This is a genomic window from Candidatus Desulforudis audaxviator MP104C (assembly GCF_000018425.1).
GTDB lineage: Bacteria > Bacillota > Desulfotomaculia > Desulfotomaculales > Desulforudaceae > Desulforudis > Desulforudis audaxviator.
Genome location: NC_010424.1, coordinates 2,072,159 through 2,088,351 on the forward strand (window position 1 = coordinate 2,072,159; position 16,193 = coordinate 2,088,351).

Here is a 16,193-nt window from a genome sequence, read left to right on the forward strand (position 1 = left end):
GCCGAAACGGCGGATCCGCTTCCCGTTCTTCTCGTCTCACGAAAAGTGGTGGTCCCTGATTACCTGCACGTCCGCCACGTGCACCACCAGCCTGATCCCCCGATCCATCATCTCCTGCAACCCCCGCAAAATACGGTCCGCCACTTCAGGACTGGCGATGACGACGACCTCCACGTTGCCCGAAAGATCACCGACTCCGCCCCGGCTCTTCTTCATACCGTGCCGTCCCTTTCCGCGAAAGCCCTCGTAAATTGTGAAACCGCTGGCTCCGGAATTCCCGGCGAGCTCGACCACCGCATCCACGTAAGTGCCCTCAACGATGGTGCTGATGCGTTTCTTGGTGAAGAGCTGCATCAGAATTACCCCCTTGTGCTAATACTACCTCGTTAAGCCAGAACCACAGAACTTGGTTTGGCGAGATTTTCAGCCACGGCAAAAACAAGGCTTTTAGGACCTGGGTAAATGTCGCAAAAAATCATCTGAGTATCCCGATCAGGTAATCCGCCAGGTAGTAGTACAGCGGGATTCCCACCAGAAGGTTGAAAGGCAGCGTTACCCCCACCGACACACCCAGGTACAGGGCTGGATTGGCCTTCGGCAGGGCCAGCCGCATGGCCGCCGGGGCCACGATATAGGAGCAGCTGGCGGCCAACACCGCCAACAGCGCCGTGCCCCCCACACTGAGATCGGTCATGACCCCGACCGCCAGGCCCCACAAAGCATTTACGGGCGGCATCACGATACCGAAGAGCACCAGGAACCATCCGGTTTTCCGCAGGTCAGCCAGCCTGTCACCCGCGATGGTCCCCATTTCCAACATGAAGAGGCACAAAATACCCAGGAAAATACCCTGGAAGAAGATCTCCACGCCGGCCATCCCACGCGGCCCGGCGATATAACCGACCAGCAGCCCGCCCAACAACAGAACGACGCTTTTGCTCAAGACCACCTTCCTGACCGTCCGGCCCAAAGTGCTCCTTGCCTGGGTCGAATCACTCCGATTCTTTTCTTTAATCCACGAAACCAGAATCAGAACGGCAACAATGCCCGGTAATTCCATAATGGCGGGCAAGCCGTACATGAAACCCTCGTAATTCACGGCCATAAGACTCAGGAACGCCGTACCCGCCAAGAAGGTGACCACGCTGATCGACCCGTAATGACCGGCAATGGCGGCCGCATCGTCGGTTTTCAATTTACCGATCCGCCAAAGAATAATAAAGGAATAAACCGGGATGACGGCACACAACAAGACGGCACCCAGAACCACCAAAGCCATGTCCGCCGTCAGACCGGCCTCGGCGATCGACACCCCGCCCTTGAATCCAATTGCGATCAAAAGGTAAATAGTGATGAACTCGCTGATCGAACTGGGAAACTCAACCTTCGCCTTCGCCAGGGCAATTAGCACGCCCAGGCCGAAAAACAAGATTACTGGTGAAGTTAGATTAGCCAAGGCCACCTCGAACATGTCCGCCACGCATTTCACGCTCCGTGCATCGGTGTGCTACATTCGGCGAACTCGGCGGAGGAGAGGACTCCAACGGGCTAACTAAGGTTCTTCTTGCGACGGAAAACAAACGACCCCGGTCAGGACTCAATCGGGGCCGTCACTCACCCATCCCCGGCCGTAAACGCCTTGAATGAAGCCCATCGGGCCACCGTAAGCAAAAACCCCCAAGACCCGCCGATACTCCGCCAGCCCACACCGCCGACGCCATGTCCTTAAGATTATAGCCCCTATTCTAACTCTTTGTCCGAGCAACAGTCAATCAAAATCGAACTGTTCTTCTAAATAATACATGATACAGATCACGCGGTCGCCTCAGCTGCGTTTTGACCGGCCAGCAGTCAATCAAAAATCGAACAGGTCTCCGAGAAATGACTCCCGCTTGCGCTTTTTCTCGTAACTCCCTTGCTTTTCCGGCCGTTGGTAGCGTTCCTCCGACTGCCGCGGGCGATGCTCCACCGGCGATTCCCGAAGCGCTGAACGCTCGATGATCTTGTCGAGTTCACCCCTGTCCAGCCAGACACCGCGACATTGGGGGCAATAGTCAATCTCCACACCGCTCCGCTCGGTCATAGTCAGGCTGACATTACATACGGGACATTTCATTGCCTACTTAACCTCCACTTCAAGAAATATAAGTTTTCCGCGGACTACAAAATACGAGCGCTCCCCTATTAACCCTTGCATCACCTCCTGGAAGCCATCGGGCTTTGTTACGGATTGCAGTACGGGCAGTTTCCTGCCGACGCTGTTTTCCGACCATCGTAACGCGGCCGGTTGACGTGGTGCGTGCAACGGGGACAGGCCTCCACCAATTCACTGACCAGCCCGGTGGGGTGACCGCATTCCTCGCAGGGCAGACCCTTGATCACATCGACCACCCCCCAGCCCGGGGTTTCACAAACGGGGCAGCATCTGAGCAGCCGGCGCCCGAGGCGAAAAGCGAGCCGGCGGATGACCGCGAGCCGCGACGGATTCATATGGGCCCGCATGTCCGTCTCCACCCGTGCCAAGCCGTCACGCGAGGCAGACGCGCACTCCCGCAATGCCGCCTGCAGGGCTTCGACCGTCCGGAGGCCTTTGTGCAGCAGCCGGGTTTCCAACCCGGTATTCGGCCGCACCACCACGGCGTGGGACGGAAAACCGGCCCGGTCGAGGAACCCGGCAAGGTCGGCGAAAGAGGCGGCGGTGGTGTGATCATAGTTTGTCCGGTTGGTCATCATCTGCTCCACCACCTGGATCTGGAGCCGGTCATCCACGAAAACCAGTAGTTCGTGGTGCAGGGGTACGAACGGAACGCGGGGGTCGGGACCAAAGCTCCCCTCGCTGGCCAAGCCCAGCGGCAGGCCGGCGGCGTCCATCCCCAGGCGTGCCTTCCGGACGGCAACCTCCAGTGGAGTACCCACCCGCTCGACCTCGCCGGTGAAAGTGCCCAGGGTATCGGTATCCAGTCCCGCCGGCACCTGGACCGCAAGCCCCAGTAACGCCTTCAAGGGAGGCCCGATGACCACCTCCTTGCCGTGTTTAGTGCTCAGCACCGCAGTGCACCCATGGTAGCGGCCGGGTGTCCGTGGCGTGCGGCCAGCCTTGCGGAAACGGAACTTCGCGCCGCCGGGTTGAGGCTTGGGGCACCCCCAGGCCCGCCCCGCAAACACCGCCGGAGGGTCGGGAGATCCCGCGCCCCTGTTACTGGTCAGCATCGCGCCCATCTCCCGTCCGCCCCGCCGCCCGCCCGGCTGATCGGAGCCGAGACGCTGTCGCCGGGGCGAAGCAGCACCACGATCTCCTCCGCCTCCCGTAAGGCGCGGTCGGTGTCGGCATCAACGATCAGGACGTGCCCCATCTTCCGGCCCACCTTTGCCTCCCTTTTGCCGTAAAGGTGCAGGCGGGCGTTTGGGCGCGACAACACCGTTTCCCAGCACGGGGTGCCCTCAACCCAAAGCTCTCCAAGCAGATTCACCATGACCGCGGGGGAGAGCAGCGCGGGATCGCCCAACGGCAGACCGCAGACCGCCCGCAGATGTTGCTCGAACTGAGAGGTCACGCAGGCGCCGAAAGTGTAGTGTCCGCTGTTGTGCGTTCGGGGAGCGATCTCATTGACCAGCACGCTCTCGCCGCCCAAGACGAACATTTCAACCGCCATGACCCCGACGTGTCCGAGCAACTCGGCAATGTCGCAGGCCATCCGTTTCGCCTCCCGGCTGGTCCGCTCCGACACCGCGGCCGGCACCCTGGTGGTGTGGAGGATATGCCGCACGTGCACGTTCTCGGCCACCGGGTAGACCCGCGTCTCGCCCTGCACGCCGCGGGCCAGAATGACCGCGATCTCCATCTTGAAAGGAACGAGGGTTTCCAGTACGGCCGGCCGGCCACCGATGGCCCGCCAGGCGCTCTCCAGCGCACCGGGTTCAGTCACCACCACCTGGCCTTTTCCATCGTAACCGCCCTGCCGGCTCTTGAGAACGGCGGGAAAGTCAACCGCACGGACGGCCTCGCCAAGACAGCGGGGATCGTCAACCGCCGCGAAGGGTGCCTGGGGAAAACCGGCCGTCTTGAGAAACTCCTTCTGCAGCAGGCGGTCCTGGATGGTACGCAACACGCTCGCGCTTGGGTGGACCGGCACGGCTCTCTCGAGCCGAGCCAGAAGCGCGGCCGGCACGAACTCGTTTTCTACGGTAACCACGTCCACTTGGGCGGCCAGCCTCAGAGCGGCCTCGACATCATCCAGGGAGGCCTGCAGGAAAAAGTCCGCAACTTGAGCCGCCGGACAACCAGCCACGGGGTCCAGCACGCCCACCCCGTATCCCATCCGTTTCGCCTCCAGGGCCAGCATCCGGCCCAGTTGGCCGCCTCCCAGCACCCCGACGCGGCCTCCCGGAAACACCGTTTTCACAACTGCTCCTCCAAGACGCGGGCCGTTTCCCGCTGCCTCCGGGACTGGAGCCTTTCCCGCAGAGCGGGGTCAGAGAGCGCCAGTATGGACACGGCCAGCAAAGCCGCATTCACCGCGCCGGCCTCACCGATGGCCAGCGTCCCGACCGGAACGCCCTTCGGCATCTGGACAATGGACAGCAGCGAATCGAGACCTTGCAGGGCTCGGGATTGGACTGGTACGCCCAGAACCGGAAGGGTGGTGCGGGATGCCGTCATCCCCGGCAGGTGAGCGGCTCCACCGGCCCCAGCGATGATTACCCGCAGTCCCCGGGCTTCGGCAGTACTTGCGTATTCAAAAAGGAAATCGGGAGTGCGGTGCGCGGACACCACCCGGCATTCGTGAGGCACCCCCAGTTCGGACAGCACCTCGGAGGCATGCCGCATCGTTTCCCAATCGCTGCGGCTGCCCATAATCACGCCGACTATCGGTGCTGAATCGCTTGTAGGCTTCATGGCCGGGCCCTTTACCTCCCTAAAGATGGATATGGCCTCCCGGAAACTACAACCCTAACCGCCCTTGGCCTAGCGTCCCCGGTGTCTTTCTTTCCATACCTAAATATCCTACACAAAAAGGAGTTATTGTCAACGGCCGGTGAAAATGTCACCCCCCGGGATATCGCTAAAGCGGCCTGAGAAAACGTCACCCGCAAGGACCCGTTCCATAATACCTAGTCTCCTGGCTTCCTTGGGTTTCAAGAAAACGTCTCCCTTCATGGGTGACATTTTCTCAGACCGCTTATGAGGTGACAATATCACAGGCCAACAGCACCGCTTTTTGTGAGTATTGACTTTTTGCGCGGGTTTGTGTATACTGAAGTTCGTCGGTGGAGCTGTGGTGTAGCCAGGTGAACATATCTGCCTGTCACGCAGAAGACCGCGGGTTCAAATCCCGTCAGCTCCGCCATAAATTCCGCCAAGGTAGCTCAGTTGGTAGAGCAGGGGACTGAAAATCCCCGTGTCGGCGGTTCGATTCCGTCCCTTGGCACCATCAAGGCCAAACGTGCGGAAGTGGCTCAGCGGTAGAGCATCGCCTTGCCAAGGCGAGGGTCGCGGGTTCGAATCCCGTCTTCCGCTCCAGAAGATAAGAAAAGGGCAAGTCCCCCTGTTCTTAAAAGAACCTCCTAAAGGTGAGCGCAGAGCCGGAAGGAGGTTTTTCCTTTGCCGGAAAACCTAAATTCCCGGCGGCCGCGGGCGCCAGATGGTCTCCGGCGTTTCCGGATTCCAGTACGCGTCGCAATCCATACAGCAGTACTTGCCCAGGCTGGGGGTAATGGCCATCAGCGCACCAAACAGCAGCAGGAAAGGGATCATCAGCCGGCCCAGCGGGTAAAAGAAGCCGAGCAGGTAGCAGAGGATTGAACCGACGATGCCCACCCCGAACCCGGCCCCCAATTTCACCAGGCGGCCGGTGGCCGTGTTCTTGGAACCGCAGTCTGGGCAGACGGGCCTTGCCAGGAGCCCCCGGCGCAGATAACCCATCACCGCCGACGTGAACACAGAACCTACAGGATTCAAGGAACCCACGCACATCCCTCCTTAGGTCGGCCGCCCCGAAAAACAAGCCTGGAATTTGGTAGGGGCGGGGGAGCACCGAGCTGGCCGGACGCTCCCCCGCCGAACCCCCAAAAGTCGCCTTATCTAGTGACTTTCTACTTGGCGACCGAAGCCGACGCCTTCTCGCGCCGCTCCTTGGCCATGCCCTTGAAGCACAGGTACAGGATGTAGGCGCTCAAGCCCAAAGCCGAGCCGAGCATCAGGTATTGGCTGGCCTTGGTCAGCCAATAGTAGGTGGTGTAGGAAGTGAACCATCCCGGCTGGTTCATCTCGGTAACGAGCATCTGCTGCATCAACTGCATGTTGTTCTTGAGGGCCGGAATGGCGTCCTTGCTGTATCCGGCAGCCAGGGCGTGCGCCTCCAGGGCTGACCAGTACACCTTCTCGAAGTAGTAGGCGATCTGGCGCATAATCACCGAGGTGCAGGCCAGGGCGATGGTCAGCGCGAAAAGGAACCGGATGAAGAGTCCGTAAACGTACTTGGTGGTGAGCGTGCCGAACTGCGCGCCGAAGGCCGCGCCGAGCAGCATGATCACCGCGGCTTTCAGCTCCACCGCGCCTTTGGCCGAGTAGCTGAACGCGCCGTAGGCGCCGGAGATCATGACCTCGAAGAGGTCCGTGCCCACCGCCACCTTGGTCGGGGTGCCGACGATGTACATCAGCGCGGGCACCCGCAGGAAGCCGCCGCCGACGCCCAGGACGCCGGCCACGAAACCGGTCAGGCAGCCCACGAAGATAACCACCCAGACGGAAATGGTGATGCCGGCGACTTTGCAGTGCACCACCGGCGGTACCGCGACGTCCTTCTGGAAAAAGCGGGACAGGGGTGTGCCGACCACGTCCTTGGCTTTAACGCCGGTCTCCCGTTCTTTTTTGCGGGCCTTGAAATACTCGCTGAACATGTAGATGGCCAGGAAGCCCAGGATGCCGATATAAATCCAGCGCACCACGGGGCCAGCGATGCCCAGGCGGGTCAACCACCTGATCATCTGGGCGCCCGCCTCAATCCCGGCGAAGGTGCCGATGATCATCAAGAGGGCGATGATGATGCTCACGTGTCCGAAGCGCCAGTGTCGGAAGGTAGCGACTATCGACTTTCCGGCTATGTGCGCCATGTCAGTGCCGATGGCGTATGCCATCGGGAACCCGAAGATATTGAGGGCGGGCGTGACCATAAAAGCGCCGCCGATACCGAAGTAACCACCGATAACGCCGACGCAAAAGCCGATCATTACCAGCGGCCACGGGGAGATCTCAGCCCCTGAAATGGGCATGTACACAAGGCTACACCTCCGAAAATATTGCGATTCTGTAATTAATTAACTTTAGTTCAAGATCAAAACAATTAGTGCAGACCTCCGCCTTCCTCGTATTCTTTTTTGTAAGCGCCCAGGTCGATCCGCAGGATAACGAACAGCAGGTCCGCCAGGAGGGCGCAGACCAATCCCACCACGGCCATAGTGGCGACCACGACCAATCCAAAGAGGAGCGGCGCGGTCTCCGCCAAGCCGGTCGTCCAAACCCAGAAGGCTTCAAGCACGGTTTCAGTCTCCTTTCAAGAACTATTTACCCACTACCTGACCGGTGAAAATGCACCATAACCAGTAGGCCACAAACGCAACACTGACGCTGACCACCGTGAACTTCCAAAACGCTGCCGCCAAGAACCCCCACCTCCTTCCCTAATCAAAACTTGTGGGCAACGCCGGGACTGCCGAAGTCGGGGATTCGCTTTCCCGGCAACTCTGCTTCAGTAATACTTGTTCTTGTGTTCACATTTTCGCCTGCTCTTACTAGATAACGCCATGGACCGCTACTACGTGTTCAAACAGAATAAGGCCTAGTTCGTGCTATGACTTTCACAATAATTCTTATTCTGAGGTTTATTATATTAGCTACCCTTTGAAAGTCAATACTTTTGTCACTGGAATTTCTGCTACAAAAGACGTCAAACGGCGTAAAGCCTTTTGTCTCAGGGCTTTCCGGTTCTTTTCGCTTCAGCTAAGTGTAGTGTATAGTTGCCCAAGCAGGAAATCCGCTGATCGTAGTGAATATGGATACAAGAAACATCCGACCTTGGTTTTGCGGGGGTGATGTTGGGTTGGCCAGTATCGTCAAACGTCAGCCGGGGGGGTGCCCGCGGCCCATCTACTACTACCATGAGACTTTTCGGGTCAAGGTTGACCCTGAGGCTCAGGGCAAGGGGCCACGGTCGGGCAAAAGCGTGGTGAGGTCCCGGGACATATACCTTGGCACGGCGGAGGAAGTGCTGAAGAAGTGCACCGCGGGGCAGTTGCCGCACGACCTGTCGAAGCTCGAATTCGGCTTGGTCTGCGCTGCGCTCGAGGTCGCACGGGAGGTCGGCATCGCGGAAGCGATTGACGAGGTGATACCGCCGGCCTCCAATGGGCTGACGCCCGGCCAATACATGCTGATCGGTGTACTGAAGAAGATCTGCACGGCCACCGGTCACAGCGGCTTGCGGGACTGGTTCGAGAGCACGGCGCTGCCCCGCAACATGGGTATCGACCCCGGGTTGCTCGCCAGCCAGAACTTCTGGCAGAACTTCGATCTCGTGGCCGCCGAAAAGGACTGCGCGTTTACCGCCGAACGCGTGTCCCGGATTGAACAGAAGATCTGGGAACGTGTCGTCCGAAAGTACGACGTCGCCATGGACGTCGTACTGTACGAGATGATCGACCTCCATGCCTTTCCCTGGTTGTCCCGCGGAGGTCTGCCACGCCCGGTGGGACTGGTCCTGGGGGTTACCAGGGAGGCCCAACTCCCTCTCTTCCATAAGCTTTTCTACGGCCGAAAACAGGAACCCGGGTTGTTCACCGGAGCCGTGGAAGAACTGGCCGACAGGCTGTCGGCCCTGGGCGGGCCCAGAGGAGAGCTTACCGCAATGGTCAGCCGGGGAAACAACTCCCCGGAAAACCTGAAGAAGATCCACCAGCGCCGCGCCTGGGTCGCTGGGCGGCTGGAGCCGGCGAACCGGCCGGCCCTCTGCAAGGTGCCGTTGAACAACTACCAAGAGACCATTGACGGAAAGCCGGTTTACAGTACGGAGACACAAGTGTTCGGTGGCAAGGTGCAGGTGGCCGTGGTCTACGACGAGCGGGCCTACCGGCGCCAGAAAAGGGAACTGCGCCGGGATATCGAAAGGATGCACGACAAGGTCCAGACATTGTTTAACAAGAACAAACACCTCCCCAAGGACCAGATCGAGGGTCTGATCCGTGAGCTTGTCCAGGACAGTGACTACGGCCGGTATTTTGACCTCGAGGTTGGCGGAAGACGCCACAAGGTCCTGCACTGCCGGCTGAACCGGAAGGCCTACCGGCATAAACTCCGTACCCTGGGCAAAACGATGATCTTCTCCGACAATCTCAAACTGAGCACCCGGGAGTTGCTGGAGTCCCACCTCGAAAAGGATCGCTTGGAGGAGGATTTCCGGCGCTACCACGACCCCGCCGCTCAGCCTTTCCGTCCCCCGCACTCTTGGACCGAAGGCCAGGTACGGGTTTATACCCTGCTCTGCGTCCTGGCACTGCTGGTGCAGCAGCTGATGATGCACCGCGTCCGGCAGGCGGGCCTGTCAATGGACAATGTCGAACTGAAAGCGGAACTCTCGGATATCTGCGAGATCGTGCTGAGCTTTTCCCATGGACGGGTGGAGCGAAAACTGACCCGGAGGACAGGTGTTCAGGAAGATCTATTTCGGTTGTTCAACCTGATGAAATATGTTTCCGATGAACGGGAGCCGTAGAGCAATCACTACACATAGCGTGTTCTGCAACCTGTCGTCTACGCGCCCCACCTAAAAACCAGAACCCTGGTGATTTTGTTCACATCGCAGCCTGACCAAAGAAACCATACGCGGTCTCGGAATTCCGGTGTTTGTGACAAAAGGCTCAAACCCGGGCTCAACCCATCCCCAGTAGGGCGTCGCGGACGATCCGGGCGGCCAGCAGGGCGGTGATCCCGGCCGGTTCGGGGGTGCCCACGCCGGGGGCGAAGGCCGGGTCCACGACGTCAATGTCCAGTGAAACGTAAACCGGACGGTCCCGCAGCGCCGACACCGTCTCGACCAGCCCCGGTAGTACGCGGTGGGTATAAAAAGCCCCGCTCTCCCGCGCCGCTTCCAGCTCCGGCGCGTCGGCGGACCGGATCCCGAACTGGAACAGGTTTTGCCGCCCCAGGAAATCGCCGATGCGCCGCATGACCGTCGCGTGGGAAAAAGCGACCCCCAGGTACTCGTCACGCAGGTCGGCGTGCGCGTCGAGTTGGATCACGGCCAGTCCCGGGCGCCGGGCGGCCGCCGCCCGGACCGCGGGCAGGGTCACCAGGTGTTCGCCGCCGAGCAGAAAGGGGGTTTTGCCGTCGTGGAACAGCCGGGCAATGACGGTTTCAATGCGCTCCAGGCTCACCGCCACCTCGCCGGGTGGCAGGAGGACATCGCCCAGGTCGTGGAAGGCCAGTTCACGAAGATCACGCTTGAGATCCAGGCTGTATTCTTCCAGGCAGTAGGACATGGCCCGGACCGCGGCCGGCCCCCCGCGGGTGCCCGGCCGGAAGGACACGGTCGCGTCCAGCGGGGCCCCGACGATCACCGCCCGCGCTTCTTCATACGAAGACCGGGCCGCCAGAAAATCCTGTTCCTTGACGATATCACGCATCGCTAGCGGAAGCGGTCCGCCAGGAATCGCGGCATGGCGAAACTGGCACGGTGTATCTCCGGCGTATAGTACCGGGTGGCGTGTTCCCGGATTTTTTCCGGCGCGACCTGGGCGGGGTCGTGTTTTTTGGAGCCGATGGTGAAGCTCCACATGGCTCCGGGATAGGTGGGAATACACGCCCAGTACGTCCGGGCCAGCGGGAAGATCCCGGCGATGTCCCGGTAGATCCGGAGGATCAGGTCGGTGTTGAAGTAGGGCGACTCGGTCTGGGCCACGAACAGCCCTTCGTCCTTCAGGGCCTCGTAGATCGAGCGGTAGAACTCCAGGCTGAAGAGGCCCACCGCCGGCCCGATCGGGTCGGTGGAGTCGACGATGACCAGGTCGAAGGTCTTTTTGTGCTCCGCCACGTACTTGATCCCGTCCCCGATCACGACCTCGGCCTTGGGCGAATCGAAACCGCAGGCTAGTTCTGGCAGGTACTTCTTGGAGGCGGCGATCACCCGCTCGTCGATCTCGACCAGGGTGGCCTTTTCAACCGACGGGTGCTTGGTCACCTCGCGCAAAGTACCCCCGTCCCCGCCGCCGACAATCAGCACCCGGCGCGGGTCGGGGTGGGTGTTCAGCGGGACGTGGGTGATCATCTCATGGTAGACGTACTCGTCCACCACCGAGGTCTGCACGATCCCGTCCAGAACCAGGGTACGCCCGAACGGCACGGTATCCAGCACGGCCAGATGCTGAAACGGCGTGGTCTCCGTGTGGAGCGTCTCATTCACCCGGTAGCTGATGGCGAAGTTGTCGTTTTGCTTCTCGGTGAACCACAGATGCAAGGCTGATTCCTCCTCTAAGTCATTGTCAATACCACAGCGGCACGGCCGCCAGGCAACATCCCACCCGTTCCACCCGGTGCTCCACGGCGGCAATTCTCTTTTCCTGCGCGGTCAGCCCGCGCCGGGCGAAAGCCTCGTCCAGCATCTTGCTTACGGTGTCGTGAGCCTCCTGGCGACTGCACTTTCCACCGTATTCCATGATCACGCCGATGCCGTCCGGGGAGATGATCACCCCGACGGCGGCGGCGATCAGCTCCCCCTCGGCGTCGCACACGATGGAACCGTAAGCGGTAGGTACCAGCGCGCCCGGGGGCAGCTGCAGGTCGGGGTCGTAAACGGCGTTCGGCGGCAGAATGCTGGATAAGCGCACCAGATTGACATTGCCGATACGGGCCGCCAGAAGCGCGTTGTCGAAAGCGTTCAGTGCTGTGGATCCTTCGGCACAGGCCGCGGTAACAGAGTACCTGGTGGGTGTCGGCAGCATGCACTTCTCTCCTTAACAGAATAAGTAGGGGCGATGAATACAACGAGAATTATTATACAGAATCCGGGGGGAAAAGAAAACTATTCTTGCTGAGAATTTGCCGAGAATTCAGCTGCCCAAAACCTCTATTTCCGCATCATTTCTGGATACTGGATACTGAATTCTGAATTCTACATCCTCTGCCTTCTTAGCGCTTCCCGGTAGATGTCCCGGTAGGTGCAGGCGTCCTCGGACTGGGTGCCGTTGGACTCGCAGATTACGGTGGGGGTGAGTCCCCGCTCTACCAGCAGTTCGGCTAAGGGGCCGAAATTGGGACCGTAGCCCTCATCCGCCAGGGTGCGGTGCCGCCGCTCCCCCTTTGCCGTGAATTCCACCGGACTGAAATGAATGTGCAGCGTGCGCAGCACGTCTTTCCCCAGTGCGGCTCCCACCCGGTCCAGCACCGCCGCGTAGGCCTCCCGGTCCGTCATCAGCCCGCCGGTGATGGCGTGCACGTGCCCGAAATCAATGCAGGGGATCACGGTTGGGGCCACGCGGCACAATTCCAAGACCTCGTCCAGTAAACCCAGGTAGCTGTACCGGCCCAATGTTTCCGGCAGCACATTGACGCTGTCCAACCCCTCGCGGGCCGCTTCCTCCAGCGCCGCCTCCAGAGCGGCTTGAGCTCGCCGCAACGCGCCTTTTCGGTCGCCCCGGACACTCCCCGGGTGAAACACCACCCGGGAGGCGCCCATCCAGTGCGCCGCCCGCATTGATTTCAGCAGGTGGACCTTGCTTTTGGCCACCTGGACCGGGTCCTCGCCGGCCAGGTTGATGTAATAGGGAGCGTGAATACTGAGCGCGATTCCGTTTTCGGACGCCCTTTCGCCGAGCGCACGGGCCGTCCGCTCGCTGATATTGACCCCACGCACACACTGGTATTCATAAGCCGAAAGACCGAGGCCGCGCAGCCAAGCCGGCGCCTCAAGCGACGACTTATGGCCCGCGGCGTAGAAAGACTCCCCGTTCCCGGCCGTACCGAATCTGGCTTCCACCTGACGAAACCTCCCCTGGGTTAGCAATGACCAAAGTGGGATTTTTATATTTCTGGAAGGATTTTCCTGGCAAGCTGCCGAACTAACCTCCAATTCATACTTTGACGGAGGTGTGCCATGCACCGGCGCCTGCTTGCCCTGCTGGGGCTGGGTTTCATCCTGACCGCCTTGTTCATTGTGGCCGGCCAACTCGAAGATGGCGGCAAAAAGGAGCGGCTGACCTACGCCCTGGCCCGTTACCCCGCCACCCTGGACCCAACGGCCGTTACGGACGAGTCGGGAGCCGCCGTGCTCTTGAACCTCTACGAGGGCCTCGTGCGCTTCGAACCAGGAGGCACCGGGATTGAACCCGCGCTGGCCCGGGACTGGAACGTATCACCCGACGCCCGGACTTGGACTTTTTATCTCCAGGAAGACATATCTTTCACCGACGGCACCCCGCTGGACGCCGCGGCGGTAAGAGACGCGGTCGAACGGCAGCTCAACCCCGAAACCGCCGGACCATACGCTTCCTTTGTATACGGGCCGGTGACGCGGATCGAAACCAAGGGCCGCCACACGGTCATTTTTCACCTGAAGCACCCGTACGCCCCGTTCATCAGGAACCTGGCAATGCTTCCGGCGGCGGTCGTCCGCCCTTCCCCCGACCACGGCCTGCCCATCGGCACCGGCCCTTTCGTCCCGTCCGCCATTGAGTCGGCCCGGATCACTCTGAAAGCCAATCCCGCTTACCGGGAAGGGCCGCCGCACCTGAAGGAAGTCCTTTTCGTAGTCATTCCCGATCCGCATGAACGGTGGCGGGCACTGGCCCAAGGCCGGGTGGACGTGGCGGAAAACACTGGGGCCGCCCTGCCGGCCACAGGACCGGATAGCCTAGTCATCGCCCGGACGCCCGGGCTGGACCTGAGTTACCTAGCATTCTATACCAACAAAAAGCCCTTTGACAATCCCGCCGTACGGCGGGCGGCAAGCCTCGCCGTCAATCAGCAGGCCATTGTGGACTACCTCTTTCCGGACCGGGCTGTGCCTGCTATCGGACCCCTGCCCCCCGGTACCCTGGGTCACCACCCCACCCTGGGCGCGGACGCTTACAACCTGGAGGAAGCCCGGCAGCTCCTGGACCAAGCGGGTTACAGCGGTGAGGAAATCACGCTGATCACCTACCAGGACCGGCGCCCCTACAACCCGGCGGGCGGGGAGAAACTGGCCCACCTTCTGGTTGAACAGCTCGCCCAGGCCGGTTTTAAGGTGCGGGTGGAGGCCTACCCTTGGGAGATCTGCAAGCACGCCATCCACCGCCAGGAGGGGCACGCTTTCGTCTTCGGCTGGGTCGGGGATAACGGGGACCCGGACAATTTCCTATACACCCTGCTGGCCAGCGCGCAGATCCAAACCGGCACCAACGCGGCACGCTACTCCAACCCGCATGTCGACATGCTGCTCGGCCGGGCCCAGCAGGTGACCGACGAAGCGCTGCGCGAACGCTTGTACCGCCAAGCCCAGGAGCTTATTGCCGCCGATGCTCCGTGGGTATTCCTGAACCATCGGCTCGAAACGGCGGCGCACCACCCCACGGTGAAAAATCTGGTGGTGCAGCCCACCGGGGGCGCCTATCTGGCCCAGGTGCGCAAGGACGACCAGTAATGATGGGCTTTTAGCCCCCGCCCAGTCTCCGGCGCACCGCTTCCTCGAGCTGTTCCAGGGTGACCTGGTCACCCAGAAGTTCCCCGTCGACGGCGATGTTCGGGGGCTTGGGCAGATCCCCGCCGCCCAGCATCAAAAAGCCCTTGTAAACAGTTTCCACTTCCACCTGTTCCCCGAATCTCTCTTTGACCTGACCGGCCAAGGCCGAGAGTCCCCTTCAACGGAGACCCGCCGGCCGGTTCGAGTAGACGGTGATGCGCACCATATTGAACACCTCCTTAAAGAAATACTCGAACGTAAAACCGATCCGGAGACCAACGACCATCCCCGGGGAGAAAAGGGGCCTGGCCCCTTTTTCCGGGCGTTTACTGGCGGAAGAAGATTCCGCGCGCCTTCCGGGCCACCACGCCGACCGCCAGGTACGTGGGGCAGAAACCGAAAAGCCCGGTGGCGAAGAAGGCCAGCCCCAAGTAGCCCCACGGCGCACCCGGGTCCAGGAAGATCAGGCCGGCCACGGTGAGCCCGCCGGCCATCCGGACCAGCCGCTCCCGCGACCCCAGGTTGTACCCGCGAATGGTGTCCCGAATGTCGTGGATACTGAGCACCCCCTGCGGGCAAACGTTGACGCAACGGCCGCACCCCATACATTCCGTCGTGCGCAGCACCCCCTTCTCCCGGATCAGCCTCCGGACCGGCACACCCATGTCGCAGTTCTGCTCACACAGACCGCACTCCCGGCACCGGCCGACATCGGCCTTGATCTTATAGAAGCCGGCCACGTTGAGCACGCCCCAGGTGGCCGCCCAGGGACAGGCCCAGCGGCAAAAGCTGCGGTGACCGGTGAACGGGATGATTAAAAAGCTCGCGTAGTAGCCGATCAGAATCAGGTCGTACATCGTGCGGCCGAACCGTTCATAGGCGTGCACCGGGTCCACCAGCATATAGACAAAATAGGCCCACACCACCGCAAAGGGCAGCCATTTCAGGTGCCGCCAGCGCCACCAGAAGTCGCCTTTCAGGGTGGCGTCCCGGAAGGCGAAACCCACCGTTTCCCGGCTGAACACGCAGGGGCAGTTCCAGCCGCAGTCCGCGCGTTTGCCGACCAGGGCCACCATAATGAAAAGGATGAGAAAGGGCAGGGCGCCAACCATGTGGACGGCCAGGGTGAACTCGGCCTCGGTGCCGTCGAGAAGCGGCATGCGCGGGTAAAATATCGGGATGAAGACCCAGTACAGGAAAAACAGCCCCACCATCACCTTGACCCGCAGCCGCTGGTAGGCGTCGCGCTCGGTCCGCAGCCGCCAGACGGCGAAGGCCGGAATCAGGTAAAGCTCCGGACTGCCGTTCAGTTTCACCACCGACCCGCCCACTTCGACATAAATGGGATACAGGAAGCTCGAGGCCAGCCAGGCCAGGGCAATCGCGCTCGCTATTTTCGCCGGGGTGATTCTTTTCGCAGAACCCATCTTTTCAGCGCCCCCTTGGACCACAGGTTTAGCGGAAATGCCGTCTGTTGGAATACTA

The 16,193-nt window shown here is 60.8% G+C and carries 17 protein-coding genes and 3 tRNA genes; 5 read left to right on the plus strand and 15 right to left on the minus strand.

The annotated features are described in order from the left end of the window. Positions 1-36 precede the first annotated feature (36 nt). From DAUD_RS09955 to purE, 6 genes are all read right to left on the minus strand, one after another. On the minus strand, positions 37-354 hold the full coding sequence (locus DAUD_RS09955; RefSeq protein ID WP_012303034.1) for a DUF190 domain-containing protein: 318 nt from the start codon (positions 352-354) through the stop codon (positions 37-39). A gap of 121 nt (positions 355-475) precedes the next feature. After that, positions 476-1,471: a sodium-dependent bicarbonate transport family permease gene (locus tag DAUD_RS09960; RefSeq protein WP_041571349.1), complete on the minus strand. Its 996-nt coding sequence runs from the start codon at positions 1,469-1,471 to the stop codon at positions 476-478. Positions 1,472-1,855: 384 nt separating this feature from the next. Beyond that, the gene (locus DAUD_RS09965) at positions 1,856-2,116 is read right to left on the minus strand and encodes a TFIIB-type zinc ribbon-containing protein (RefSeq protein ID WP_012303036.1); all 261 of its coding nucleotides are present in this window, start codon (positions 2,114-2,116) and stop codon (positions 1,856-1,858) included. A 107-nt stretch (positions 2,117-2,223) separates the two neighbouring features. Then, complete coding sequence (locus DAUD_RS09970) at positions 2,224-3,048, minus strand: DUF6671 family protein (protein WP_041571350.1); 825 nt, start codon at positions 3,046-3,048, stop codon at positions 2,224-2,226. Between the two features lie 155 nt (positions 3,049-3,203). Beyond that, a complete protein-coding gene (locus tag DAUD_RS09975) occupies positions 3,204-4,403 on the minus strand; it encodes a 5-(carboxyamino)imidazole ribonucleotide synthase (RefSeq protein ID WP_012303038.1) in 1,200 nt (399 codons plus the stop codon). After that, entirely contained in the window at positions 4,400-4,897 is a 498-nt protein-coding gene (gene purE / locus DAUD_RS09980) for a 5-(carboxyamino)imidazole ribonucleotide mutase (RefSeq protein ID WP_012303039.1), read from the minus strand. The genes DAUD_RS09975 and purE overlap by 4 nt, the downstream gene beginning before the upstream one ends. 373 nt (positions 4,898-5,270) lie before the next feature. Here purE and DAUD_RS09985 point away from each other — a divergent pair. The 3 genes from DAUD_RS09985 (at position 5,271) to DAUD_RS09995 (ending at position 5,521) form a co-directional block, all read left to right on the plus strand. Further along, a tRNA-Asp gene (locus tag DAUD_RS09985) sits at positions 5,271-5,348 on the plus strand. Between the two features lie 8 nt (positions 5,349-5,356). After that, positions 5,357-5,432 (plus strand) — tRNA-Phe (locus DAUD_RS09990). 14 nt (positions 5,433-5,446) lie between these two features. Next, positions 5,447-5,521 (plus strand) — tRNA-Gly (locus tag DAUD_RS09995). Positions 5,522-5,614: 93 nt separating this feature from the next. Here DAUD_RS09995 and DAUD_RS10000 read toward each other — a convergent pair. The 3 genes from DAUD_RS10000 to DAUD_RS10010 form a co-directional block, all read right to left on the minus strand. Next, complete coding sequence (locus DAUD_RS10000) at positions 5,615-5,968, minus strand: hypothetical protein (protein WP_012303040.1); 354 nt, start codon at positions 5,966-5,968, stop codon at positions 5,615-5,617. 125 nt (positions 5,969-6,093) lie between these two features. Then, positions 6,094-7,272 (minus strand): sulfite exporter TauE/SafE family protein, encoded by a 1,179-nt coding sequence (locus tag DAUD_RS10005; protein ID WP_041571354.1) that lies wholly within the window; start codon positions 7,270-7,272, stop codon positions 6,094-6,096. Positions 7,273-7,343: 71 nt separating this feature from the next. Beyond that, a complete protein-coding gene (locus DAUD_RS10010; protein ID WP_012303042.1) occupies positions 7,344-7,538 on the minus strand; it encodes a hypothetical protein in 195 nt (64 codons plus the stop codon). A 561-nt stretch (positions 7,539-8,099) separates the two neighbouring features. Here DAUD_RS10010 and DAUD_RS10015 point away from each other — a divergent pair. Next, the gene (locus DAUD_RS10015; RefSeq protein ID WP_012303043.1) at positions 8,100-9,767 is read left to right on the plus strand and encodes an IS1634 family transposase; all 1,668 of its coding nucleotides are present in this window, start codon (positions 8,100-8,102) and stop codon (positions 9,765-9,767) included. 157 nt (positions 9,768-9,924) lie between these two features. Here the strand turns inward: DAUD_RS10015 and speB are convergent, their stop codons facing one another. The 4 genes from speB to DAUD_RS10035 all read right to left on the minus strand — a co-directional run bounded on the left by speB (position 9,925) and on the right by DAUD_RS10035 (position 13,025). Beyond that, entirely contained in the window at positions 9,925-10,677 is a 753-nt protein-coding gene (speB, locus tag DAUD_RS10020) for an agmatinase (protein WP_012303044.1), read from the minus strand. A gap of 2 nt (positions 10,678-10,679) precedes the next feature. After that, positions 10,680-11,507: a polyamine aminopropyltransferase gene (speE, locus tag DAUD_RS10025; RefSeq protein WP_012303045.1), complete on the minus strand. Its 828-nt coding sequence runs from the start codon at positions 11,505-11,507 to the stop codon at positions 10,680-10,682. A 25-nt stretch (positions 11,508-11,532) separates the two neighbouring features. Continuing rightward, positions 11,533-11,991, minus strand: a complete 459-nt coding sequence (locus DAUD_RS10030; RefSeq protein ID WP_012303046.1) for a pyruvoyl-dependent arginine decarboxylase — start codon at positions 11,989-11,991, stop codon at positions 11,533-11,535. 170 nt (positions 11,992-12,161) lie between these two features. Beyond that, positions 12,162-13,025 (minus strand): TIM barrel protein, encoded by an 864-nt coding sequence (locus DAUD_RS10035; protein WP_012303047.1) that lies wholly within the window; start codon positions 13,023-13,025, stop codon positions 12,162-12,164. A gap of 117 nt (positions 13,026-13,142) precedes the next feature. Here DAUD_RS10035 and DAUD_RS10040 point away from each other — a divergent pair, with 117 nt between their 5' ends. Next, a complete protein-coding gene (locus DAUD_RS10040; protein WP_012303048.1) occupies positions 13,143-14,669 on the plus strand; it encodes an ABC transporter substrate-binding protein in 1,527 nt (508 codons plus the stop codon). A gap of 10 nt (positions 14,670-14,679) precedes the next feature. Here the strand turns inward: DAUD_RS10040 and DAUD_RS10045 are convergent, their stop codons facing one another. Both DAUD_RS10045 and DAUD_RS10050 read right to left on the minus strand, forming a co-directional pair. Further along, positions 14,680-14,871, minus strand: a complete 192-nt coding sequence (locus DAUD_RS10045; protein ID WP_012303049.1) for a hypothetical protein — start codon at positions 14,869-14,871, stop codon at positions 14,680-14,682. 163 nt (positions 14,872-15,034) lie between these two features. After that, on the minus strand, positions 15,035-16,135 hold the full coding sequence (locus DAUD_RS10050; protein ID WP_012303050.1) for a YgaP-like transmembrane domain: 1,101 nt from the start codon (positions 16,133-16,135) through the stop codon (positions 15,035-15,037). Positions 16,136-16,193 lie beyond the last annotated feature (58 nt).